At 49.3% G+C, this 23951-nt stretch carries 18 protein-coding genes; 8 read left to right on the top strand and 10 right to left on the bottom strand.

Features of this window, described 5'->3' with window-relative positions:
• The first annotated feature begins 63 nt into the window (after positions 1 to 63).
• Complete coding sequence (locus C2U41_RS24515) at positions 64 to 1467, top strand: ISNCY-like element ISKpn21 family transposase (protein WP_001567368.1); 1404 nt, start codon at positions 64 to 66, stop codon at positions 1465 to 1467.
• Positions 1468 to 1495: 28 nt separating this feature from the next.
• Here the strand turns inward: C2U41_RS24515 and C2U41_RS24510 are convergent, their stop codons facing one another.
• Positions 1496 to 2128: a DUF6904 family protein gene (locus C2U41_RS24510; RefSeq protein WP_001567369.1), complete on the bottom strand. Its 633-nt coding sequence runs from the start codon at positions 2126 to 2128 to the stop codon at positions 1496 to 1498.
• 471 nt (positions 2129 to 2599) lie between these two features.
• On the opposite strand from C2U41_RS24510, the gene acs reads away from it, so the two are divergent.
• From acs to actP, 3 genes are all read left to right on the top strand, one after another.
• Positions 2600 to 4558, top strand: coding sequence for an acetate--CoA ligase (gene acs, locus C2U41_RS24500; protein ID WP_103849235.1), 1959 nt, complete (start codon positions 2600 to 2602; stop codon positions 4556 to 4558).
• A 236-nt stretch (positions 4559 to 4794) separates the two neighbouring features.
• Positions 4795 to 5109 (top strand): DUF485 domain-containing protein, encoded by a 315-nt coding sequence (locus C2U41_RS24490; RefSeq protein ID WP_003031750.1) that lies wholly within the window; start codon positions 4795 to 4797, stop codon positions 5107 to 5109.
• On the top strand, positions 5106 to 6755 hold the full coding sequence (actP, locus tag C2U41_RS24485) for a cation/acetate symporter ActP (protein ID WP_003031747.1): 1650 nt from the start codon (positions 5106 to 5108) through the stop codon (positions 6753 to 6755). Before C2U41_RS24490 ends, actP begins: the two co-directional genes overlap by 4 nt.
• 45 nt (positions 6756 to 6800) lie before the next feature.
• On the opposite strand, the gene C2U41_RS24480 is transcribed toward actP, so the two are convergent.
• Complete coding sequence (locus C2U41_RS24480; protein ID WP_086504808.1) at positions 6801 to 7490, bottom strand: LrgB family protein; 690 nt, start codon at positions 7488 to 7490, stop codon at positions 6801 to 6803.
• On the bottom strand, positions 7483 to 7893 hold the full coding sequence (locus tag C2U41_RS24475; RefSeq protein WP_003031742.1) for a CidA/LrgA family protein: 411 nt from the start codon (positions 7891 to 7893) through the stop codon (positions 7483 to 7485). Before C2U41_RS24475 ends, C2U41_RS24480 begins: the two co-directional genes overlap by 8 nt.
• 101 nt (positions 7894 to 7994) lie before the next feature.
• Here C2U41_RS24475 and C2U41_RS24470 point away from each other — a divergent pair, with 101 nt between their 5' ends.
• Positions 7995 to 8885, top strand: coding sequence for a LysR family transcriptional regulator (locus tag C2U41_RS24470; RefSeq protein ID WP_003844732.1), 891 nt, complete (start codon positions 7995 to 7997; stop codon positions 8883 to 8885).
• An 83-nt stretch (positions 8886 to 8968) separates the two neighbouring features.
• On the opposite strand, the gene C2U41_RS24465 is transcribed toward C2U41_RS24470, so the two are convergent.
• From C2U41_RS24465 to soxR, 3 genes are all read right to left on the bottom strand, one after another.
• Positions 8969 to 10615: a Na+/H+ antiporter gene (locus C2U41_RS24465; protein ID WP_003031737.1), complete on the bottom strand. Its 1647-nt coding sequence runs from the start codon at positions 10613 to 10615 to the stop codon at positions 8969 to 8971.
• 157 nt (positions 10616 to 10772) lie between these two features.
• The gene (gene ghxP / locus C2U41_RS24455) at positions 10773 to 12122 is read right to left on the bottom strand and encodes a guanine/hypoxanthine transporter GhxP (protein ID WP_003031735.1); all 1350 of its coding nucleotides are present in this window, start codon (positions 12120 to 12122) and stop codon (positions 10773 to 10775) included.
• Between the two features lie 724 nt (positions 12123 to 12846).
• Complete coding sequence (soxR, locus tag C2U41_RS24445) at positions 12847 to 13305, bottom strand: redox-sensitive transcriptional activator SoxR (protein ID WP_003031733.1); 459 nt, start codon at positions 13303 to 13305, stop codon at positions 12847 to 12849.
• Positions 13306 to 13391: 86 nt separating this feature from the next.
• On the opposite strand from soxR, the gene soxS reads away from it, so the two are divergent.
• Positions 13392 to 13715: a superoxide response transcriptional regulator SoxS gene (gene soxS / locus C2U41_RS24440; RefSeq protein ID WP_003031731.1), complete on the top strand. Its 324-nt coding sequence runs from the start codon at positions 13392 to 13394 to the stop codon at positions 13713 to 13715.
• A 2-nt stretch (positions 13716 to 13717) separates the two neighbouring features.
• Here the strand turns inward: soxS and C2U41_RS24435 are convergent, their stop codons facing one another.
• The gene (locus C2U41_RS24435; RefSeq protein ID WP_071701139.1) at positions 13718 to 15304 is read right to left on the bottom strand and encodes an EAL domain-containing protein; all 1587 of its coding nucleotides are present in this window, start codon (positions 15302 to 15304) and stop codon (positions 13718 to 13720) included.
• Positions 15305 to 15857: 553 nt separating this feature from the next.
• On the opposite strand from C2U41_RS24435, the gene C2U41_RS24430 reads away from it, so the two are divergent.
• On the top strand, positions 15858 to 16139 hold the full coding sequence (locus tag C2U41_RS24430) for a YjcB family protein (protein ID WP_003844730.1): 282 nt from the start codon (positions 15858 to 15860) through the stop codon (positions 16137 to 16139).
• Between the two features lie 83 nt (positions 16140 to 16222).
• Here C2U41_RS24430 and C2U41_RS24425 read toward each other — a convergent pair whose 3' ends face one another.
• Positions 16223 to 18532, bottom strand: a complete 2310-nt coding sequence (locus C2U41_RS24425) for an autotransporter family protein (RefSeq protein WP_048241788.1) — start codon at positions 18530 to 18532, stop codon at positions 16223 to 16225.
• A 1022-nt stretch (positions 18533 to 19554) separates the two neighbouring features.
• Here C2U41_RS24425 and C2U41_RS24415 point away from each other — a divergent pair.
• Entirely contained in the window at positions 19555 to 19815 is a 261-nt protein-coding gene (locus tag C2U41_RS24415; RefSeq protein WP_053034685.1) for a hypothetical protein, read from the top strand.
• 200 nt (positions 19816 to 20015) lie between these two features.
• On the opposite strand, the gene C2U41_RS24410 is transcribed toward C2U41_RS24415, so the two are convergent.
• Both C2U41_RS24410 and C2U41_RS24405 read right to left on the bottom strand, forming a co-directional pair.
• On the bottom strand, positions 20016 to 20729 hold the full coding sequence (locus C2U41_RS24410) for a M48 family metallopeptidase (protein WP_103848868.1): 714 nt from the start codon (positions 20727 to 20729) through the stop codon (positions 20016 to 20018).
• A complete protein-coding gene (locus tag C2U41_RS24405; protein ID WP_053034687.1) occupies positions 20729 to 23821 on the bottom strand; it encodes a type I restriction endonuclease subunit R in 3093 nt (1030 codons plus the stop codon). The genes C2U41_RS24410 and C2U41_RS24405 overlap by 1 nt, the downstream gene beginning before the upstream one ends.
• Positions 23822 to 23951: the final 130 nt, after the last annotated feature.

Below are 23951 nucleotides of genomic sequence, written 5' to 3'. Positions count from 1 at the left end.
CAATTCAGATGTCCGCGCTATGGTAAGCTTCACTGGTCCGTTTAAACTACCGGGAGGCATATCATGAGCGCAGAAAGCTCAGGAGTGTTTACTTTGAAAGAGATCAACCGGATCAAGATTATACAGGACGTCATTGAACGTCGCATCACAACGCGCCGTGCGGCCGAGCACCTCGGTATCAGCGACAGGCAATGCCGCAGACTTCTTGCCCGTTACCGTGAAGGCGGACCGCTTGGTATGGCCAGCAGACGATGTGGCATGCGTGGTAACCGCCAGTTGCCACCCGGGCTCGCAGATCAGGCTCTGGAACTGATCAAGACGCGTTATGCTGATTTCGGTCCGACTCTGGCGCGTGAAAAGCTCGAAGAACTCCACGGACTGTTTCTTGGCAAAGAAACTGTCCGGCGCATCATGGTGCGGGCTGGCTTATGGGTTCCCCGTAAACAACGTGCCGCAAGGATCCCTCAACCACGGTACCGGCGTCCGTGTACTGGTGAGCTGATACAAATAGATGGCTGTGATCACGACTGGTTTGAAGGCCGTGGCCCGGCCTGCACCGCGCTGGTCTATGTTGATGATGCAACCAGCAAACTGATGGAACTGTTGTTTGTTAAATCGGAGTCCACGTTTTCTTACTTCGAAGCCACGCGGCGCTATATCGATAAGCATGGTAAACCGCTGGCACTGTACAGCGATAAAGCCGGTGTTTTTCGTGTTAACAATAAACACGCCACAGGCGGAGACGGGCATACTCAGTTTGGGCGAGCCATGCATGAACTGAACATCCAGACTATCTGTGCAGAAACCAGTCCCGCCAAAGGGCGTGTAGAACGAGCTCACCTCACTTTACAGGATCGTCTGGTCAAAGAGCTGCGGTTACAGGGCATTTGTTCAATGGAGGCTGCAAATGACTTCGCTGAGGCCTATATGGCTGACTATAACCGCCGTTTTGGCAAAGTACCGCGACATGATTTTGACGTACACCGTGCTGTAGAACATGATGAGGACCTGGGGCTTATTTTCACTGTTCGTGAAAAACGTAAAGTCTCAAAATCGTTGACGATACAATATGATAAAATGTTGTACCTGATTGAAGACAGCGAACTGAGTCGCCGTGCAATAGGTAAATATATCGATGTGTATCACTATCCTGATGGCAGAAAAGAGCTGCGCCTGAACGGTACGCTACTTCCCTACTCTACCTACGACCGACTGTCAGAAATCGACCAGGGCGCGATTGTCGATAACAAGCGTCTTGGCCGAACCCTGGAGTTTATCAGTCTGGTGCAGAGCAAGCGGGATAACACGCGCTCTCAGTCAATTCCCGCTGGAGATGGCCCTTCCCGACGACGGCCAAAGCAGGAAGGGAAGAAATCCCAGCGCTCACTGGATAATGATGACATGCTCGAAGCACTCAAACAGCTTCAGTCACGTTCAGAGGACATTTTTGGTAAAAGAGCCCGCTGATGGTACTCACTGGCCGGACAGTGGTTGCTCACCAGTTGATATTGTCCGGCCAGACCCATGATGTATTATTCATTTCGTTCAGCATCTTTATGTCCTGCTTTTCACGGGCATACTTACCCCATAATGAATGAAAAGAACGAACAATACTGATTAACTGCTTTTTTCTTTGCTCCGGAGATAGGCTGATAAAATAGCAGCACCTGCTGTCAATATTATCCTCAATGAAATTAAAATCAGAGTCTGATGCATATTTTACTGTTAGCATAATATCATTCGACGTTGTTCTCTCAGACTCTGTTAATGCTGATTCTATCAGGTATTCAAAGGCATACATGACAGACAGCTGGTTTTTGTCTGTCTGAATATAACCCATTGAGTTTCTGAGTATTGAGGACTGTACCAGGACCAGAGGCCATAAAAGCTCAACACCATAAAGCTTATATGTATCATGTTGATCATACTGATGTTGCTCAACACGACGATTACCTTCCCGTGCTTTACGAATATCATAGGCAAGGGATAACATAAATCCGTCTTTAACTTTAATCAGTGGGCTTTCATCCACGATGTAATGAATGAGTTCATGTAATTCATTCAGGGCTTCTGAATCTCCCCACAGTATAAAACCTGCATTGTTCGGCGTTAACTCGTATCGAAGCATGGGCTCAATCATCCTGTTGTTTCAGTCGGAGGAAAGTCTATCAGTAAAGAGAATGAGAGATCAAAGTGGTCATTTTAATTGAGCTGGATAACGGACATTTCAATTGAGCCTTGACACTGTCATGACATTGCTCCACCCTATTTGTAACAAGAAACCACACTGAAAATGTTGTCTTTAATCAATTGTAAGTGCATGTAAAATACCACTTTAGAGTTAGTAACACCCTTTGATTGCTCCCTCTTTTGTCTAATTCAGATACAGATCACCTTTTCAACAATCCTTTAGATAACTACATGTTATCGCGAGATTTAGTCAATTTTGCTAGCTCCCTTCAAAATTCAGTTTGTCGCTAATTTGCACAATTCGTTTATTGCGTGATCTGCCGCGCAAATACTAAACAAAACTCTCAAAGCCCCTACATTTAACGTTTATGAGACATATTATTAACATCCTACAAGGAGAACAAAAGCCATGAGCCAAATACATAAACACGCTATTCCCGCAAACATTGCGGATCGTTGCCTGATAAATCCGGAGCAGTACGCAGAGAAATACCAGCAATCCGTTAACGAACCCGACACATTTTGGGGCGAACAGGGAAAAATTCTTGATTGGATCAAGCCGTACAGCCAGGTGAAGAACACTTCCTTCGCCCCAGGCAACGTGTCGATTAAATGGTACGAAGACGGCACCCTGAATCTGGCCGCAAACTGTCTTGACCGCCACCTGCAGGCAAACGGCGATCGTACCGCCATCATCTGGGAAGGCGATGACGCAACCCAAAGCAAAAACATTACCTATCGCGAGTTGCATCGCGATGTCTGCCGTTTCGCCAATACGCTACTGGATTTAGGCATTAAAAAAGGTGACGTGGTGGCCATTTATATGCCGATGGTGCCGGAAGCTGCGGTCGCCATGCTGGCCTGCGCCCGTATTGGCGCGGTGCATTCGGTCATCTTCGGTGGTTTCTCACCGGAAGCCGTCGCCGGACGTATTATCGACTCCAATTCACGCCTGGTGATCACCGCCGACGAAGGCGTACGCGCCGGGCGCGCTATCCCACTGAAAAAGAACGTGGATGATGCGCTGAAAAATCCAAATGTGAAAACCGTTGAACATGTGGTCGTTCTCAAACGTACCGGTGGAAAAACGGAATGGCAGGAAGGTCGCGACCTGTGGTGGTCCGATCTTATCGAGAAGGCCAGCTCAGAACACCAGCCGGAAGAGATGAACGCGGAAGATCCGCTGTTTATCCTGTATACCTCCGGCTCAACCGGCAAGCCGAAAGGCGTGCTGCACACTACCGGCGGGTATCTGGTCTACGCTGCAACCACCTTTAAGTATGTGTTTGATTACCATCAGGGCGATATCTATTGGTGTACCGCTGACGTAGGCTGGGTAACCGGGCACAGCTACCTGCTGTACGGTCCGCTGGCCTGCGGCGCAACCACGCTGATGTTCGAAGGCGTGCCAAACTGGCCTACCCCGGCGCGTATGTCGCAGGTTGTGGACAAGCATCAGGTCAATATTCTGTATACCGCACCGACCGCCATTCGCGCCCTGATGGCGGAAGGCGATAAAGCGATTGAAGGCACTGACCGTTCGTCGCTGCGTATCCTGGGTTCAGTTGGCGAGCCGATCAACCCGGAAGCATGGGAGTGGTACTGGAAGAAGATCGGCAACGAAAAATGCCCGGTCGTCGATACCTGGTGGCAGACTGAAACCGGTGGATTCATGATTACCCCGCTGCCCGGCGCCACCGAACTGAAAGCCGGTTCTGCAACCCGTCCATTCTTTGGCGTACAGCCTGCGATTGTCGATAACGAAGGTACTCCGCTGGAAGGCGCGACCGAAGGCAATCTGGTGATTACCGACTCGTGGCCGGGCCAGGCGAGAACGCTGTTTGGCGATCACGAACGCTTTGAGCAAACCTACTTCTCTACCTTCAAGAATATGTACTTCAGCGGCGACGGCGCGCGCCGTGACGAAGATGGCTATTACTGGATCACCGGACGTGTGGACGATGTGCTGAACGTCTCCGGCCACCGTCTGGGAACAGCTGAAATCGAATCGGCGCTGGTGTCGCATCCGAAGATTGCCGAAGCCGCGGTGGTAGGGATTCCACATAATATTAAAGGCCAGGCGATCTACGCTTACGTCACGCTGAATCACGGTGAAGAGCCGTCACCTGAGTTGTACGCCGAGGTTCGCAACTGGGTGCGTAAAGAAATTGGCCCGCTGGCAACGCCAGACGTGCTGCACTGGACCGACTCACTGCCGAAAACCCGCTCCGGCAAAATCATGCGCCGTATTCTGCGTAAAATCGCGGCGGGCGATACCAGCAATCTGGGCGATACCTCGACCCTCGCCGATCCTGGCGTCGTGGAGAAACTGCTCGAAGAGAAGCAGGCCATCGCGATGCCATCATAACCATAACTGTGAAATGCCCGATGGCGCGCAGCTTATCGGGCCTACAAATCCTATCCCTACCCCTCCCCTGACCGGGAGGGAAATATAAAAACCCTCCCCCAAAGGATTTCGCGTTGCAGGAAGGCGGCAAGCGAGCACATCCCCAGTAGCATAGTTCACTATGTGACTGGGGTGGGCGAGTGCGGCCAACGCACCTGCGGCGTGAAAGACGAAGGGGGCCTCTGGAGAACTCTGTGATGAATGACCAAATTTATCAGCGGATAGAAGACAGTGCGCGTTTCAGGGAGTTAGTAGAAAAACGGCAACGGTTTGCCACCATTCTGTCCATCATCATGCTGGCAGTTTATATCAGCTTTATTTTATTGATTGCCTTTGCGCCAGGCTGGCTGGGTACTCCGCTACACGCAGGAACCAGCGTCACCCGCGGTATTCCGATTGGGGTCGGAGTGATCCTCATCTCCTTCATCCTGACCGGGATCTACATCTGGCGGGCAAACGGTGAATTCGATCGCCTGAACAATGCGGTTCTGCACGAGGTTAAAGCATCATGAAGAGAGTCCTGACGGCGCTTGCCGCCACGCTGCCCTTCGCCGCAAACGCGGCGGATGCTATTAGCGGTGCAGTTCAACGCCAGCCAACCAACTGGCAGGCGATTGTTATGTTCCTGATTTTCGTCATCTTTACGCTCGGCATTACCTACTGGGCGTCTAAACGCGTACGTTCGCGTAATGACTACTACACCGCCGGCGGTAACATCACCGGTTTCCAGAACGGGCTGGCGATTGCGGGCGACTATATGTCGGCGGCATCGTTCCTTGGAATTTCCGCGCTGGTATTTACCTCCGGTTATGACGGGCTGATTTACTCACTCGGCTTCCTGGTCGGCTGGCCAATTATCCTGTTCCTGATTGCTGAGCGTTTGCGTAACCTCGGTCGTTACACCTTTGCTGACGTTGCTTCTTATCGTCTGAAACAGGGTCCAATCCGTATTCTGTCGGCCTGTGGTTCCCTGGTGGTGGTCGCGCTGTATCTGATCGCCCAGATGGTCGGCGCAGGTAAACTGATTGAGCTGCTGTTTGGTCTGAACTATCACATCGCCGTCGTACTGGTTGGCGTACTGATGATGATGTACGTTCTGTTTGGCGGCATGCTGGCAACCACCTGGGTACAGATCATTAAAGCTGTTCTGCTGCTGTTCGGCGCCAGCTTTATGGCCTTCATGGTAATGAAGCATGTCGGCTTCAGCTTCAACAACCTGTTCACCGAAGCGATGGCAGTACACCCGAAAGGCTCCGCGATTATGAGCCCGGGCGGTCTGGTAAAAGATCCGATATCCGCCCTGTCGTTAGGTCTTGGATTGATGTTCGGTACAGCAGGTTTGCCGCATATTCTGATGCGTTTCTTCACTGTCAGCGATGCCCGCGAAGCGCGTAAGAGCGTATTCTATGCCACCGGTTTTATGGGTTATTTCTACATCCTGACCTTTATCATCGGCTTTGGCGCGATCATGCTGGTAGGCGCTAATCCAGAGTACAAAGATGCTGCAGGCGCACTGATCGGTGGTAACAACATGGCGGCGGTTCACCTGGCGAATGCGGTGGGCGGTAACCTGTTCCTCGGCTTCATCTCTGCAGTGGCGTTTGCCACCATCCTGGCGGTGGTTGCCGGGCTGACGCTGGCGGGCGCTTCGGCAGTTTCTCACGACCTGTACGCCAACGTATTCCGCAAAGGCGCAACCGAACGTGAAGAGCTGAAGGTGTCAAAAATCACCGTACTGGTACTGGGTGTGATAGCCATCCTGCTCGGCGTGCTGTTTGAGAACCAGAACATCGCCTTCATGGTGGGTCTGGCGTTCGCCATCGCGGCCAGCTGCAACTTCCCGATCATCCTGCTTTCCATGTACTGGTCGCGTCTGACCACCCGTGGCGCAATGCTGGGTGGCTGGTTAGGTCTGTTAACAGCGGTAGTATTGATGATTCTCGGCCCAACCATTTGGGTCCAGATCCTCGGTCACGAAAAAGCCATTTTCCCGTATGAATATCCAGCGCTGTTCTCCATCAGCATAGCGTTCCTCGGGATCTGGTTCTTCTCTGCTACCGACAACTCAGAAGAAGGCAACCGCGAACGCGAGCAGTTCCGTGCTCAGTTCATCCGCTCCCAGACCGGGTACGGCGTAGAACAAGGTCGCGCGCACTAACATCCCTTCTCCTCCGGCTTTCGGGCCGGAGGATTACATCCTTTCTTAGAACATCAGCCTCGCGACCAGTGGCGCAACCAATACCATCACCACACCGGAAAGCATCATTACCAGACTGGCAACCACGCCCTCTTGCTGACCAAGCTCATAAGAGCGCGCCGTGCCTGCCCCGTGCGATGCGGCGCCAAATCCTGCGCCTTTCGCCATTCCTTCACGAATGGAAAGGCGTAAAAACAGCACATCGCCGACCGCCATGCCGAATACGCCGGTCACCACCACGAACAAGGCCACCAGGTCCGGCTGCCCGCCCAATGGCTCTGCCGCTGCCAGCGCAAATGGCGTGGTGACGGAACGCACCGCCAGACTGCGTTGGATCTCATCAGGCAACATAAACAGACGCGCCAGCCACACGGAACTGGTGACGGCCACCAGCGTTGCCGTTATCACGCCCGCCGTCAGCGACATCCAGTGACGCTTAATCACCGCAAGGTTGTCATACACCGGAACGGCAAAGGCGATGGTCGCCGGTCCTAACAACCACAGCAACCAGTGCGATTCACCAATATAGTTTTGCCAGGAGATATGGCCGAAGACTAGCATCAGCACCAGCAGGGCCGGGGTGAGAACTAATGGCATCAGCGGTAATTTACGAAAACGGCGATACAAACGCTTATTAGCAAAGTAGATACCCAGCGTAATCACCAGACACAACATGCTTAGCTGGAAATTACTCACGGTTTAGCCTGCTCATTTCATAGCGATACACTTTATCCACCACCCACGCCGTTGCGCCGAGCACCATCAGCGTACTGATCGCAATGACGGCAAATATACGCCAGCCATCAACCAGCAACAGCTGCGTGTAGTTCACAACGGCGACCACCGCCGGGACAAAAAACAGCAGCATTTCAGCCAGTAACCAGCGAGCACCTGCGCGAATCCAGTTCAGCGGGATAACCCGGCAGACAATTAACGCCAGCATCAGCACCATCCCTACCAGGTTGGCAGGAAGCGGCAGATGCAGCCAGGAGACAAGATATTGAGCAAATACAAAGAGACCTGCGTACAACAGAACCTGAACGGGGATCTGGAGTCGATGAATAACAGCAGGCGTCACGCGGCTTATCGCCACAGCCATGAGGGTATGTCCTTAAAAAATAGAGAGCGCCAGTATAGAGAGCCCCCGTCCAGGACTGAAATGAATTAAACTCATTGCAGGCATAGTCTTAAGGAATAATCATGGATATCAGAACGCTGCGATATTTTGTTGAGGTGGTTCGTCAGCAGAGCTTTACTCGCGCAGCGGAGAAGCTTTTTGTCACCCAGCCCACCATCAGCAAGATGTTGAAGAACCTTGAAGACGAGCTTAATTGCACATTGCTCATCCGCGACGGGCGGCGATTGTTGTTAACCGACACCGGACAGGTCGTTTTCGAACGCGGCCTGGCGATCCTCGCTGAGTTTCGCCAGCTTGAAGCCGAACTTAGCGACATTAATCACCTCAACAGGGGTGTGCTGCGCCTCGGTATCCCGCCGATGGTCGGTATGTTGATGGCCGGGCCTATCAGCCTGTTTCGCCAGCGCTATCCCGGCGTTGAGCTGAAGGTCTCTGAATTTGGCGGCTTAACCGTCCAGCAGGCGGTGATGAACGGCGATCTGGATGTCGCGATGACCGCGCTGCCGGTTGAAGAAGAGAGTGGTCTGGCGACCTTACCGCTTTTCAGTCATCCGCTCTGTGTGCTGGTCCCCCGCTCCGGTCAGTGGACAACATGCGAATCCATTTCCCCCGAGGCACTGGCGGAACATCCGCTACTGATCTACAACGAAGATTTCGCGTTGAGCCGCCAATTGCTTGAGCTGTTTAGCCAACACAACGTCAAGCCCCGCATCGCGGTGCGCAGCGGGCAGTGGGATTTTCTGGCTGCGATGGTACAAGCCGGAGTCGGGATTGCCATTTTACCGGAGCCGATTTGCCAGCGCCTGGATAAGCAAACATTGCGCTGGATCCCTCTGGAGAGTGATTTACGCTGGCAATTGGGCATGATTTGGCGCGAAGGCGTGTATCTGTCGCACAGCGCCCAGGCGTGGCTCAAATGCTGTGAAGGGTTTTGGCTACCGCAAGCGTCGTAAAATGCCGGATGCGGCGCAAACGCCTTATCCGGCCTACATCGGTTTTGTAGGCCTGATAAGCGTAGCGCATCAGGCACTCTCGTTTATTGGTTCTCGATCAACAGCGCTTCCAGCAAGTCCAGATCGTGCAGCAGCTTTTGCAGCGTTTCATTGCTGATTTCCCGCGTCGCGCGCAGATGATAAAGCTCCGCGCGTTCTGAACGCAACGCTGCCAGGCGGAAACGTCGCTCGAGGTTTTCTTCCTGCATCGAGCTTTCCACATCGTTGCGTCCGTCGGCGCGACGACGCAGGTTACCAATCACGCGGGAACTCACCTCGGTGAGTAACTGGTTATCGATGTTCTCTTCGGTGTCCGCGGCCAGTCGCTCCTCCATTTTCTGGATCGCGACAATCGCCACTTCTGCCGTAGCAGCGCGAGCAATACGTTCCTCTTTCTGCTGCTGCGAGTGGTCTGCCACTTCCAGATGTTGTAGCAGAATCGGCAACATCACCACGCCAACAAACAGCGAGAACAGAATCACGCCTGCGGCAAGGAAGATCAGCTCATATCGCGCCGGGAATCCGCTACCGTCCGGTAACAACAGTGGAATGGAGAGCACACCGGCGAGGGTAATTGCCCCGCGCACGCCCGCAAAAGAGGCAATCAGGATTTCACGCGTTGTCCAGGAGCCGAATTCCATTGGTTTTTTCTTCAGGAAGCGCAGACTGAATTTTTTCATCGTCCACAGCCAGCCAAAACGTACCAACATCAGCGCCACGTAAATCAGCACGATATCGGTAAACAGCATCCAGATTTCAACGTTCGGATCGACCTCTGCCGCCGCTAAGGAAGACTCCAGAATCCCCGGTAACTGTAGCCCTAACAGCAAGAAGACCATGCCGTTAAACACAAACTCCAGCATTGCCCAGGTACTGTTAGCACGTAAACGCATCGCCAGCGGTGCGCGGCGCATCACCCCGGAACGGGTGATCGTCATCCCGGCAGCGACCGCCGCGAGGATACCGGAAACGCCGATGTGTTCCGCAATCAGGTAAGACGCAAACGGCAGCAGGAACAGCAGGACGATTTGCGTTGCCGGCTCGTCACCGCCCCAGCGGCTGAGGAAGCGCAGGGAGCGCCCGTACAGCCAACTGACGACAAAACCAGCCAGGATGCCGCCAATCGCCACTTTGAAGAACTCAAGCGTTGCGCCACCAACGGTAAATACCATCGTCCCCATCGCCACGGCGACGGCAAACTTCAGAGAAACCAGACCGGAGGCGTCGTTCATCAACGCTTCGCCCTGCAGGATGCCCATAATTTTCTTCGGTATGCGCCCCTCCCCCACAATGCCGGAAAGGGCAACAGCATCGGTTGGCGAAAGGACGGCGGCCAGCGCAAAGGCTGGGATAAGCGGTATCCCCGGCACCAGCCAGTAAATCATAAATCCAATGCCGACCACCGTGACCAGCACCAGCGCCAGCGCAAGGCCGAAGATCTCTCGCCCATGCTCGAGAAACTCACGCGTTGGCGTCTTCCAGCCATCGGCAAAGAGCAGCGGCGGGATGAACAGCACCAAAAACAGCTCAGGATCGAATTCCACATGCAAACCAAACGTCGGCCACGCCAGCAAGGCGCCGATGGCGATCTGCATTAGGGGTAAAGGGAGTTGAAAGGGCAATACGCGAGTAAATACCCCCGACAGCGAGACCACAAGGGTCATGATGAGTATGGTGAAAAAGATTTCCATGCGTTCCCTGTTTGCGATGTTTCTTATGATTGGTGATGAGAGGCGTCGTGCCTCAATTCTATCTAATTGAGAGTAACGCAAAAGACAACGAGTGTGTTCTGAAAATAAAAACGGGCGGCCAAAGCCACCCGTTTTGAGGATCTTTATCGAATAAAAATCAGATAGCCCAGCCGCCCGCGTAGAAGGCCACCAGCGCGATAGCGATAACCACCGTGCCGATGTTCAGCTTGCGCCATTCGCCAGAGACTAGACGGCCAATCACCAGGGTAGCAAAGCCAATCATAATGCCGGTAACGATGTTACAGGTCAGCACGATAAATACGGCCGTTACCAGACCCGCCATTGCGTCAACAAAGTCAGCAAAGTCGATTTTCGCAACGTTGCTCAGCATCAACAGGCCCACATACATCAGCGCAGGCGCCGTTGCGTATACCGGTACAAGATACGAGAGCGGAGAGAGGAACAGGATCAGCAGGAACAGGACACCAACGGTGATCGCCGTCAGGCCAGTTTTACCGCCTGCCGCCGTACCCGCTGCGGACTCAATGTATACCGCCGCAGGAGCAGCGCCCACCAGACCAGAGAACACGCTGCTCAGGGAGTCGGTGGTCAGCGCTTTGCCGCCGTCGATAATCTGTCCGTCTTTATCCAGCAAATTCGCCTGACCGGCTACGGCACGGATGGTGCCGGTCGCATCGAAGACGGCGGTCATGACCAGCGCCAGCACGCTCGGCAGAACGATAGGATTCAGTGCGCCCATTATATCCAGGCTGCCGATCAGCGAGTTGCCGTTTTCGTCGCTCAGAGACGGCATGGCAAAAATACCGGAGAAATGCACGGCCGGGTCGAAAATCAGGCCAACAATGGAAATACCGATAATAGTCAGCAGGATGCCGCCCGGTACTTTCAGTTTTTCGAGGCCAATAATCACCGCCAGACCAACCAGCGACATAATCACCGGGAAGGTATCGAAGTCGCCCAGCGCAACCGGCAGACCGTCCAGCGGATTCTTAATCACCAGACCAACGCCGTTTGCCGCAATCAGCAGCAGGAACAGGCCGATACCGATTCCCGTACCGTGCGCAACGCCCTGCGGCAGATTGCGCAGGATCCAGCTACGAATACCCGTCGCGGAAATGATGGTAAACAGGACGCCCATCAGGAACACCGCGCCCAGCGCAACGGGCACGCTGATATGTTGTCCCAATACCAGGCTGAATGCGGTAAACGCCGTCAGAGAAATGGCGCAACCAATCGCCAGCGGCAGATTTGCCCACAGGCCCATCACAATAGAACCGACGCCCGCGACCAGGCAGGTTGCCACAAATACAGCGGCAGGCGGGAATCCGGCTTTACCCAGCATCCCTGGAACCACAATAACGGAGTAAACCATGGCGAGGAACGTCGTTAATCCGGCAACGACTTCCTGACGAACGGTACTGCCGCGAAGCGAAATTTTAAACCAGGCGTCGAGTGAACCGCCGGTACGCGCTGAAGGCGTAGACATAGAAAACATCCCCTGAGAGTTTATTTTTTCGTCATTATGCGTGCTGGACAATCCACTGCCTGCTAAACGTTTTCTCCATGTGCCAGGTTTGCGTCATTAGGGGTGTCGCAAAAAAGCAAACGTTTAGCTCCGCGCATAAAAAACGAGTGGTAAAAAAAAGCAAACGATTATCCAGCGATCATACGCCGGTTTTCAACTGAACTTTGCCGCTTTTTACTCATTTCTTCTTATAACGCACAATAAACAACCAGTCGATGCGCAAACGTTATCGTCAATGCGCAATCTGGTAACAAATTTCGCCAGATTGTCGCAACAATCGTTCTTATTTTTCGCGCAAACTCGCGCAAGAAAACCGGTGAAGATGCGGTAAATTTTTTGGCTAAAAAATCATCGTTTCACTGGCAAATGGAGGGAGGTAGCTTACACTTACATTATCAACACAGGCCGGAACCTCCCCTAATGTGCTCGACTGAGGGGTGTTGATGTCGGGGGAAACCCTCCCGTGAACCAGCGGGATAGAGTGAAAGACAAAGACCGGAACCAAACTAAAGCGCCCTCTGTGGCGCTTTAGTTTTATACCCGTCATACTTCACGTTGCAGGTGTGTTGGCTGCGTTTACTCACCCGAATCACTTAGTTTACTAAGCTCATCGGGATTCGTGCTCTTGCCGCCTTCCCACAACGCGAATTATTTAGGGTATATATCCGTCATATATTTAAACCAATCAATCATCTTCCAGCAGACGCGCCCCGGTTCCTTGCTCGCCCAACTGATCGCCTGGGTTACGCAACGGGCAATCGCTGCGCGACAAGCAGCCGCAACCAATACATCCATCCAGCTCATCACGTAGCGACACCAAAGTATGAATGCGTCGGTCCAGCTCTTCACGCCATTGCGAAGAGAGCTGTTTCCACTCTTTAGCGCTAAGTGAATGTCCTTCAGGTAATACGCCCAGCGCGTCGCCAATCGTTGCCAGCGGGATCCCAATACGTTGAGCAATCTTGATAATCGCCACGTAACGCAACACATCACGTTTGTAGCGACGCTGATTACCGCTGTTGCGCATGCTGCTGATTAACCCTTTGCTTTCATAGAAATGCAGGGTCGAAACTGCCACGCCGCTACGCTTTGCAACTTCACCTGGCGTGAGCAGCGCTTTTATCCGGGGTAATTTCTTTTCCATAAATCGCTTTACCTCAAGTTAACTTGAGGAATTATACTCGCCCACAGACAAAACGACGAATCGAATACTGAGAAAGAGGCAGCCCTATGTCCCATCAGCAGATTATTCAGACCCTTATTGAATGGATTGATGAACATATCGATCAGCCGCTGAACATTGAGGCGGTTGCGAAAAAATCAGGTTACTCGAAGTGGTATTTACAGAGAATGTTCCGCACGGTGACGCGCCAGACGCTGGGTGACTACATCCGCCAGCGACGACTTCTGCTGGCGGCGGTTGAACTGAGGACGACTGAGCGACCTATTTTCGATATCGCGATGGATCTTGGTTATGTATCGCAACAAACCTTTTCGCGCGTGTTTCGCCGCGAGTTTGATCGTACCCCCAGCGATTACCGCCACCGCCTGTAAGCTTATTGCCCGCTCTGCGTCAGTATGGCGGGCGACCGTTGTATCCAGTGCATGAACTCCTGCGACGGCAGCGCCTTCGCAAAATACCAGCCCTGACAATACTGTACGCCGCGTTCAAGCAGCCATTCGATTTGTTCCTTCGTTTCCACCCCTTCCGCAATCGTCTTCAGGTGTAAGCTTTGCGCCATCTCAATAATATGTTCGGCAATCAAGTGACTGGTGCTGTTAGTGGACAACGTGCTAATAAACGATTTGTCGATCTTCAGGATATCGACATTCAGCGCTGACAAATTATGCAGATTGGAATATCCCGTGCCAAAATCATCAAATGCCACTTCATAACCCGCCTTGCGGAACGCCTGGATTACTGGGGTCATTTTATGTACATCTATGAACCCCCGCTCCGTCACTTCGACTTTAATTTGCTGGGCCGCCACGGAGTACTCACGATTTTTGTCGTTAATCAGAGCAATCAATCGGGATGAATGAAAGTCAGAAGCGGAAAGGTTAATCGAGATATAAAGCTGAGGATGCGCCGAAAGAAAATACCCCAAATCGTTGAATACCTCTTCAACGACATAATCCGTGATCCGCTCAATCATTCCCTCTTTTTCAGCCAACGGAATAAACTCCGTCGGGCTCATCACCTCACCTTTACAACCCGGCCAGCGCAGCAGAGCTTCAGCACCAACACATTGTCCATTCTTAATATCAATGATCGGCTGGTAATGCAGGCAAAGCTGACGTTTTTTGATCGCGCGTTTTAGTAAGCGCCGGGGAGATAAGTATTCCTGGCGCGTGCGCCACCACATTAGCAGTATCAGGATGCTGCAGATAATCCCGAAGGGAATGGTTAACGCCGCCTCGTGATAGAAAATCTGACTTACGCGGTTGTCTGAGGTCGACACAATGATCGCAATTGGGCGTTTTTCTGAATGCACGATGGTGTAAAAGCGATCGTCTTGTTGAAAGGTCGAGGCTTCACCGCGTACGAGAGGCGCGAATTGCGCAACATTTGCCGCTTCGCTGGCAGAGAAAAACGTATCTGTTACTGTGTCATATACGCCCCAGGACAGATCCGGATCATCTGACATGACTTCGCTGTAGGATAATGGATTTATGACTGCGACGTAGTTCCCACGTTGCATGTACGTCATTCTGTAGCCAGCGAAAAAAGGGGTATCGCGGTAGTAATAGATGGCGATATCCGGCGTACGTTTATAGTCTGCGGTCGGCATAATATAGGTAACGGGTGGCACCATCGACGTAGAGCACAAAAAATGATCGCCCTGCGCATAAATTAGCTCGCTGATATATAAACGACCGCGAATAATATTCAGCATACTTTTCTGATGTGCCGGGGTACACATCTTACCCTGATACAACTGGGCCATATCACGCGCCAAATCGGCTTGCAGGATTACCAATTCTGTTTTATTTAACACCAGTTGAGCAAATGAGCGGAGTTGATTACGGGTTTCGGACATAGCCCGAATTTGAGCAAACCATAATGCCAGCACCACGGGGAGCAATACCACCATGAATGTTCCCAGCAACTTCAGCAGCTTGCGTCGCGCACTGTGATTCATGTCAGCCTTATGTCCCTGTTTTGTCTATGCCAGTACCTGTCACGGCAGGATGCTATAAACACCAGCTAGTTAACTTGCATGAATCTATCAGTATTAGCAACAGACGTCTCTATGTAAAAGTCTGATAATAGTTGATGATGATATTATTTTTCCGTAAGGCAAACTTAAAGTTACGCTTATTTCACAACGTTATTATCCCTAAAACGTAAATTTTTTATGAGCACTATCCTGGTTGCATTTAAGAAATTCATTAAATTTTTTTAACACAAAATTTAGGATAAATTAAACCGGTGGTCTAAATGCACCTTTAAGATTGATTATTTAGTGTCAAAAGCCTTTTTGAATATAACCACACATTGAGAGTGGTTATGATCCTGTAAAAATAACGTCCAGCACTGGTGAACAAACGAGCACTTGTGATATAGTTCACAAAAATCATGTAACAGAAACAATGTTTCATTCATGTTATTGCCCGTCGATAGCCAGAGTACTACACCCTCGGTGAACACCCCCGCGCTGTCCTGGGCATCCAGACTTTCTGAGGACGTTTTTCATGGCAACGATAACAACTGGCGTGGTTCTTCTGCGGTGGCAATTACTCAGTGCAGTGCTGATGTTTTTAGCCAGTACGCTCAATATCCGTTTTCGTAAATCAGATTATATTGGCCTGGCCGTCATTAGCAGCGGTTTGGGGCTGGTTTTTGCCTGCTGGTTTGCGACTGGATTGCTCGGCATAACCCTGGTGGATATGTCTACTATCTGGAAGAACATTGAAACCGTGATGGTCGAAGTGATGAGCCACACACCGCCAGAATGGCCGATGGTGTTGAACTGATAACAACAGTGTGTCCGACCAGAATATACCCGGTCGGACACGGTTTTAAGCAATAACGATTCTACTGACGTTCCGGTAACCGTTTACCACTCCATACGGAACCCTGCGTTCACCTGCCAGTTCATATCAATGTCGCCTCCAGCCGATCTTTCCAGGTCAACATACAGTCGGGAGTTATTGTTCTGAGTGAGGTGGATATTGGTACCAATACCGTAGTTAATCCACGAGTCACTTCCTCCCTCGCGAACCGTCATGGACGCGTCTTTACCCCACACAGTGACATCACGATCGCCGGCAAACTCATGCAGCAGATCCAGCTTCACATAAATGTCGCTGTCCGGGCGTTCTTCAAATCGATAACCTCCTCGCAATCCGACACGACCGATCACGCTATCGATATCATTCTGACGAACCCGTAGTCCGCTGCTGGTGGTATAACGAGCCTCATCCAACCGGGTATACACGAGCTGCGCTTGCGGTTCGATGAAAGAGGATTCTCCCAGACTAAACTCACGACCGTATTCTGCGCTGGCGCTAATTGACCACGTACTGCTATCCGCCACCCCCATATTGCCGTACACATTTCGGTAGTTAAAATCACTCTCATGGCGGCTATATTTCAGCACCAGATCCAGGTAGTCCTGTTTCTCCGGACGGTTCCATGCAGCATAAAGTGAACCACCGTAGCTCTTGTTATCACCCGTGCCATAAGTAAAGTCAGCGTTACCTCTCATGTAATGCGCCGCAATGCCTCGCGTCCAGACTGATTGTTCACCTTCTTCTTTATTGTCATAACCAAGTTGCCAGAAGCTGTACAGGTTTTTGAAGTAGCTGCCATTATCGCTTTCCATTTCGCCGCCTTTATAGCGTATCCACAGACCATTTTGCTGTTGGTTCTGGCGTAATTCTCCTAAACGCTTATTCAGGCTGTCGATTTCGAGACGGGCGGTGGCCGCCGCGTAGTTTAACCCAGCATTGGCAATTGCGGTGTTGCTACCCGCACTGGCTTTCGTTGAAACCCCCGTGATATACCAGTTTGTGCCATACTGGCTTACCGGATCGCCTTCCCGAATATCAGAACGCAGTAGCGGTTTATAGTCGTATACATACTCGTTAGTGATATCGATTTTATCGTACGCTGCGAACGTCACATTGCTGGCGGCATCGGCAACCCAGATATCTTCTTGCAGATTGCTGAGCTTATTAATATTTAACGCCTCAATGGCATGAGTTCCCCCCGTGCTACTCTTAACGACCTCGATAAAGTCGCTCCCATTACGCCGCTGCTCATCGGTTTTATTTGTATTTACATCAATCAGGAAAATACCGTTGTTGCCTTTCAGATCGTGAATCTTCACGGTTTCGTTGATACTCTGATTGGTATGCAGGTTAAAACCATGCAGGTTTATCGTCCCGCCGTCTTGCAAGGTAATGGCGCTGATCTGAGCGTCTTTGCCATCCGGGATCCAGTAAGCATTATTCATCAGCGTCAGATTCAAATCTCCCGCCCATTTACCGCTGGCAGTTTCCAGGAAGTTCGCTTCATGCCCATGCCAGAATGACTCTGCACCATTGAGAGTAATATTCATCTGGCTGGTATTAGCATATATTTTATCGCCGAAGTCGATATTTCCTAACAAATTAACCTTGTGCTCACCTGACTGATTAATATTTACGACACCACCATCTTTAGCACTAACTGCATCACTTTTTGATGAGCCATCAGGATAACCACTATTGTTCTCCAGCAGTTCTTTGAAATTACTGGCGTATGTATTAATGTAAACATCGCCACCGTTAGCTATAATAGTTGAACCTGCACCGCGCGCATAGACTCCATTATTTGCCAGCGTGGCGTCTTTCCCCTCGTTGCTGTGTTCAACCTCTGAACGAATGTACACATTACCGTTTACAGTGATATCCGCACCGCTTCCCGCATACAACGCAGTATTGTTATGTGTATACTTAGAGCCAATTAAGAAAGTGTTTTTCAGGCTAAAGTTATCGACGGTGACGTTGGTGTCCTGACCTTCGGCGGATAAGCCAAAAAAGGCCAGACCGGCGCGGTGTTCCTGTTGCGTAGTTCCGCTAATATTCACGTTGTAATTGCCAATTTGATAATCTCCCGCCTGGGCTTTGGTGATACTGCCAATCTTCACCTCAAGGCCATTACCTTCACCTCGCACAGGGTTATCAATATTTACCGTGATATCATAGCTTTTATCATCTGCAATCGTATCCTGAATGATGATCCCTTCCTGACCACCATTAACATCTATATAATTTAGTTCATAGTTTTTTGCACTCGCAAATCCGGCGCAAACCAACTGCGCTGCGGTAAATGATAGTGTAAAAGGTATTATTGCTTTCGGGTTTATCTTCCTGTGATACATAGTAAGCTCCATAACAAATAGTTTACCAACGCACTTATTAACACCCCACCAATAAAAAGCAGCCAATAATAAATATATTTTCATTAATGAAGAATTGATAAGCTAAAAGCATTATTTAAAGCCATGAATTAATTTGTCAATATTTACCACGCAGCAAATTACATTTTTTTCTTTAAATTAATTTAATATTGCTCTCCAAAAACTATCTCAAACTGAAAAAATCAAAAGTGCAATATAAATCCATTAGTTATTATCGTCATTTTTAATGTTATCATTCGGTAATACCTACATTGATTTTCATTCCCTGTAACAATCAATAAATATTATCGAATATTAGCGTAAATCATTTCGTATTAAATGAATAATAAAGCTGCGATGATAAACCAGAAAATACCGAATAATTAATTCTGAATAAGAGATGTAAAAAAACCCCGTCGCAACGGGGTTTTTTTACATTAGAACGTTAATGCGTTCAGCTATCTTAGAATGGCAGTTCACATAAAGTTATGCCAAAAGCCATTCAAGCTATTAAAAGTATTGCCTTTTATTGTAAAAAAAGCCAACTTTGTTAAGTTAAACTCAAATATTGTCAACGATTTGAGCAAGAACTATGGAGTGTTCGCCGCTGAGTGTAAAGATAGCATCTTGACACTTTCGGCGACAGCACCTAATCAACAAAACGCCAACTGGATCTTGGAATATCGAGTGGGCCATAATTATCTCCTGTGATTATGGAGGAGTACCTTGAGAGATAGCCTCCCGAGGGTAAGGTATTGCTGTTTAGGGCCAGCTACCGCTATAGCCAGCGAGCGCTGACAGTGAGTAAAGAGTATGACAGGGACCAAAAAGGATAAAACTCTGTAATTGCCCTTTTAAGGTGCAAAAGACAAGTTTTCCTAAACAAAGGATAGGATGAGAAGTATGATGATTCACTTATGAGTGGGTTAAACTATCCAAACATAAAGATCTAGGAAAAACTTTCACATGTGAAAGTTTTGCGGCTCAACTCCAAAGGAGCAAAAATGGGCAGAACACTGGAAGATATTATTGCAGAGCAACCTCAAAATCTCGTTGATTCTGCTAAGGAAATAGCTTCAAAACAGCTAATCCATATCCATTTAATCGAGTTACTAGAACGTATCGAGACTGATGCAGGCTGCCACATTGATAACTGCACAATCGATAGCCTACAGAGACTGAAGCAGCTTGTTGCATCAGCAGGAGGAAAACTTCGCCTTCATGTCGATCTACCGGATGGTTCAAATCACGGTTTTAAGCTGTGACCCTAGAACTTTCACATGTGAAAGTTAATACTACATTTAGTTTAGCTACCAGTCACATATAAGTCTGACACGGAAAGCTAGCCCCTAAAAGGGTGCACTCTGATTTATGTGAACACCCAGAATTTCACACGTCGAGCTCTGTTTTGTGTTCATAGTGGCTTCTTTATGAGCACCAAATTACACGCAAAATACGTAAGTCCTTAATAAATCCAACTGTTGTGTGCTAAAGGCATTCGGTTTAACAAATCACGGCGCTCTCGCCAATCAGGCAGTAATCTATCCATGTGCGCCTTAAATTGCTCATTATGATTACGCTCTAGCAGATGCACCAATTCATGTACCAATATGTACTCTAGACATTCGGGAGGCTTTTTCGCGAGCTCTAAATTTAGCCAAATGCGCTTTGCCTTAATATTGCAGCTACCCCATTTGGTTTTCATCTTTTTGACTCCCCAATCGACAGCTGTAACGCCGATCTTGTCCTCCCAAACAGGCAATAACTCAGCGATTCGCGCTTTAAGTGCATCTCGATAATATGAGTTCATTACCAGCGCCTTGTTCTCAAGCGTTGTTGCGGGATTGACATATAAATGCAATCGACCACGACCTAGCTTGATTTCATGCTTTCCGGAACGCTCAATAAGATTCAGACGATAACGCCTGCCCCACAGGTAATGACATTCACCGCTAACCATTTCTCGATCAGATTGGCGAGGTTGTTTGGCAAAATCACTCTGCTGTTTCTTGATCCAAGGAATGCGACTGATCACTGCCATACGGATTGCGGTTTCTGTCATAGATTCCGGAGCAGAAACGCGCACACGCCCATCAGGTGGCAACACGCTGATATGGAGGTTTTTAATTGCCTTACGATTTAACTGGATCGTAATAGAACCAACTTCTATTTTAGGCATTAATGGTACTCTTTTTGCGCTTTTGCCAATTTCATTACACTCTGAATATCAACCTCATAACCATCCGTTTCTTCTCTCACAGCATTGGCAATTTCTCGCTCCTTGAAACGATCCCCTACCCAGTCCGCTTTTTTGGTATAACGAATGGCACTATCTATTTTGGTAGCCAGTAGTTCATCTTGACCAAAATTATCGTAAAACGCACGTTTGGGATTAGAGTCCATCGATGGCGGATAGTTAGCCGCTGTCTGCTCTGGACGTACAACCTTACGAGATAGCTCGAGGATTTTTTCCAGATACTCTTGATATTCAATGGCTTTTTGGCGACGAAGCTCAATCAGCTCATCCAGTAACACCGACATTTGCTCGTAATACTTAGGGTTAACCGGGTTTTCATCGACGATGGTTTTACGCACGTTATTCTCGATTGTTTCTGCCATGGCTTCTTGGTTCTTACGAATACTTTTGGGTAAAACCTCCAAGGCATCAGCACCTTTTTCAACGATAAGCTCAATAAGCCCAAGCTCTTCAAAATCCATCAGTACTTCGCTGTCATCCGCACGAATATACATATCTAACAAATGGCGCATCGCAGGCTCAAAGCGTTTCATTTCTACCAAATCGCCACTGGCCAGTTTTACTTCGTCACGGACTTTTTCAAAATGAGCAACTTCTGTTCTTATCAAGTCTACATCTTGCGCAGAATAGCCTGCATCAGGCATTTCATTGGCGACATTGGCAAACGCACGCAGTAGTTTGGCAACGTTCTGATAAAGCGTTAAACGCAGCGCTTCTTTTTCAGTCAATTTATCTTGATTAAATCCAGACTCACCACAAAAATAATGAATGTAGTCTTCCGTATTGCGTGGCGCTTTTACTGGCTCACACAAGGCGCGCACCATTTCCAGCGCATTATCCAAATCGAGCTTGGCTTGCTCTAAACGATCTTTCAGCAGCCCTGCAACATCTTCCTTGTCATAACCATCAAATGCGCCTTGAGTGTAATCAGAAATCGCTTTATCCAACGAGCGGAACAAATCCTTGTAGTCGATGATATACCCGTATTCTTTATCATCGCCATCCAAACGGTTCACGCGGCAAATGGCCTGAAACAGATTGTGATCAGCCATCTGTTTGTCGATATACAAATAGGTAGCCGAAGGGGCGTCAAAGCCAGTAAGCAGCTTATCGACAACGATCAGTAAGCGCATTTGACCTGGGTCATCAATAAATTGCTTTTTAACTTTTTTTTCAAACTCTTCAACCCGGTTTGCAGCCTTGTCTTCCGTTTGCTCGAAGTAATCCGCAAGCATTTTGCGGTAAATATCGTATTTAAAGAGCTTTTCCGTTAAACCCTCACCCGTTTCTTCCCCTTTAATGCTTGCAGCAGTCGGCTGAAAACTGGTGACAATAGCCACCTTACCGGCTAAATCTGTTTGGCTGAACATTTCATAAGCTTTACAAGCTTGATAAACACTAGAGCAGACCAACATGGCATTGCCGTAGCCATCCATCAGGCGTGGCTTAGTGTCCATATCCAGCAAGATATCGTTCACAATTTGCTGCAAACGCGATTTACTGGACAGCACCTTTTGCATGGTGCCCCATTTCTGTTTCAACTGGGTTTTCGCTAATCGTGATAAGCCGCGTGTTTTGGCCTCAAACCATTCATCAACCTTTTTCTGCGAAGTGACATTTTGGTCAATGTCTCGTGCTTCATAGCGCAAGTCGAGCACCACCCCATCGGCCACAGCTTCATCAAACTTATAGGTGTGAATGTAAGGGCCAAATACCTCAACCGATTTTTTCTTGTCTTTCTTCATCAAGGGCGTGCCAGTGAAGCCGACAAACATAGCTTCTGGCAGGATTGATTTCATCGCCTCGTGCAACTTGCCCGATTGAGTACGGTGACACTCATCCACAAAAACAAACACATCACCTTTGGCTTTAAAGTCCGATGGTAGGGATTTCTTTAACTCGGCAATAAACTCATCCGTCGCGGTATCGTTTTCCGAATCAGACCGCCGACCAAATTTATGGACTAAAGAGCAAACCAACCAGGGGTTGGGCTGATTGAGTGTCGCCACCAAATCGGCACCGCTTTTGGTGCGATAAATATCTTCCTCAACACCGGTGAATACTTTTTCAATCTGCTCATCCAGCTCTGTACGATCGGTCACAATCAATACACGTGCGTCTTTGACATTCTCACGTATCCATTTGGCCAGCCATACCATAGTGAGGCTTTTGCCAGAACCTTGCGTATGCCAAATAATGCCGCCTTCACGCCTTGTGATATGGCGTTTTGCCGCTTCAATACCAAAGAACTGATTGTGACGACAGGTCTTTTTAATACCCGCATCGAAAACAATAAAATCATGGATAATTTGTAGCAAGCGCGCTTTGTTACACACGCGGCTCAGGTGGAAATCGAGTTTGTGCTCATAAGGATTGGTAAGGTCTTCCTTCCACTCAAGGTAGTGCTTTTCAGGCGTTTCAATGGTGCCGTAACGCAAGCCTTGGGTGTCGTTACCCGCCATCACTAATTGCATGGTGGTAAAGAAGTTGCGGATGAAGTCTTTCTTTTGGTTATCGAGATTCTGCCGAATACCTTCTGAAACCGACACCGACGAGCGCTTTAATTCGATAACGCCCAGCGCAATGCCGTTCACATAGAGCACAATGTCTGGGCGTTTTTTGTTTTCGCCTTTAATCGAGACCTCTTCAGCAATGGCAAAATCGTTCGCCTGTGGATTCTTCCAGTCAATCAACCATACCGTCTCATTAAGATGGCCAGCGCCTTCTTTGTCTTTCACGCCGTAGCGCAGCAGGCGGTAAACCTCTTTGTTGGCGTAATAGAGCTTTTTACCTTCGCCCAGCGCTGCTGCCGTATCCAATTGGCGAATAGCACGATTGATCAACGCCTCGCTGACACCGCGTTTATTTAGCCAATCAACCAGGATATCCACTTCAATATTTTTATTATTAGCGCGATCCTGCCAATCGCCTAAATAGCGATAACCTAAGTCAGTTTGAAAAAACTGAACGATACGATTTTGGGTAGCGCGCTCACGCTGACCTACGTTACTCATCCTAACCTCTAATCAATTCGAAGCTTGTTCCTCTTGACAGCCAAGCAACGATCAAGCAAATTTTACCCTTTAAAATCAATATTTTATTACTAATTTAATTGACTTCAACACCACTCAATCAAGCAGCGGT

The organism is Citrobacter freundii complex sp. CFNIH4 (assembly GCF_002934505.1).
GTDB lineage: Bacteria > Pseudomonadota > Gammaproteobacteria > Enterobacterales > Enterobacteriaceae > Citrobacter > Citrobacter freundii.
This window is presented reverse-complemented; position numbering and strand designations above follow the sequence as displayed.

Excerpts from the sequence above, each read along its gene's own strand:
- C2U41_RS24515 (WP_001567368.1), top strand. The coding sequence starts at position 64 with ATGAGCGCAGAAAGCTCAGGAGTGTTTACTTTGAAAGAGATCAACCGG.
- C2U41_RS24510 (WP_001567369.1), bottom strand. The coding sequence starts at position 2,128 with ATGCTTCGATACGAGTTAACGCCGAACAATGCAGGTTTTATACTGTGG.
- acs (WP_103849235.1), top strand. The coding sequence starts at position 2,600 with ATGAGCCAAATACATAAACACGCTATTCCCGCAAACATTGCGGATCGT.
- C2U41_RS24490 (WP_003031750.1), top strand. The coding sequence starts at position 4,795 with ATGAATGACCAAATTTATCAGCGGATAGAAGACAGTGCGCGTTTCAGG.
- actP (WP_003031747.1), top strand. The coding sequence starts at position 5,106 with ATGAAGAGAGTCCTGACGGCGCTTGCCGCCACGCTGCCCTTCGCCGCA.
- C2U41_RS24475 (WP_003031742.1), bottom strand. The coding sequence starts at position 7,893 with ATGGCTGTGGCGATAAGCCGCGTGACGCCTGCTGTTATTCATCGACTC.
- C2U41_RS24470 (WP_003844732.1), top strand. The coding sequence starts at position 7,995 with ATGGATATCAGAACGCTGCGATATTTTGTTGAGGTGGTTCGTCAGCAG.
- C2U41_RS24465 (WP_003031737.1), bottom strand. The coding sequence starts at position 10,615 with ATGGAAATCTTTTTCACCATACTCATCATGACCCTTGTGGTCTCGCTG.
- ghxP (WP_003031735.1), bottom strand. The coding sequence starts at position 12,122 with ATGTCTACGCCTTCAGCGCGTACCGGCGGTTCACTCGACGCCTGGTTT.
- soxR (WP_003031733.1), bottom strand. The coding sequence starts at position 13,305 with ATGGAAAAGAAATTACCCCGGATAAAAGCGCTGCTCACGCCAGGTGAA.
- soxS (WP_003031731.1), top strand. The coding sequence starts at position 13,392 with ATGTCCCATCAGCAGATTATTCAGACCCTTATTGAATGGATTGATGAA.
- C2U41_RS24435 (WP_071701139.1), bottom strand. The coding sequence starts at position 15,304 with ATGAATCACAGTGCGCGACGCAAGCTGCTGAAGTTGCTGGGAACATTC.
- C2U41_RS24430 (WP_003844730.1), top strand. The coding sequence starts at position 15,858 with ATGGCAACGATAACAACTGGCGTGGTTCTTCTGCGGTGGCAATTACTC.
- C2U41_RS24425 (WP_048241788.1), bottom strand. The coding sequence starts at position 18,532 with ATGTATCACAGGAAGATAAACCCGAAAGCAATAATACCTTTTACACTA.
- C2U41_RS24415 (WP_053034685.1), top strand. The coding sequence starts at position 19,555 with ATGGGCAGAACACTGGAAGATATTATTGCAGAGCAACCTCAAAATCTC.
- C2U41_RS24410 (WP_103848868.1), bottom strand. The coding sequence starts at position 20,729 with ATGCCTAAAATAGAAGTTGGTTCTATTACGATCCAGTTAAATCGTAAG.
- C2U41_RS24405 (WP_053034687.1), bottom strand. The coding sequence starts at position 23,821 with ATGAGTAACGTAGGTCAGCGTGAGCGCGCTACCCAAAATCGTATCGTT.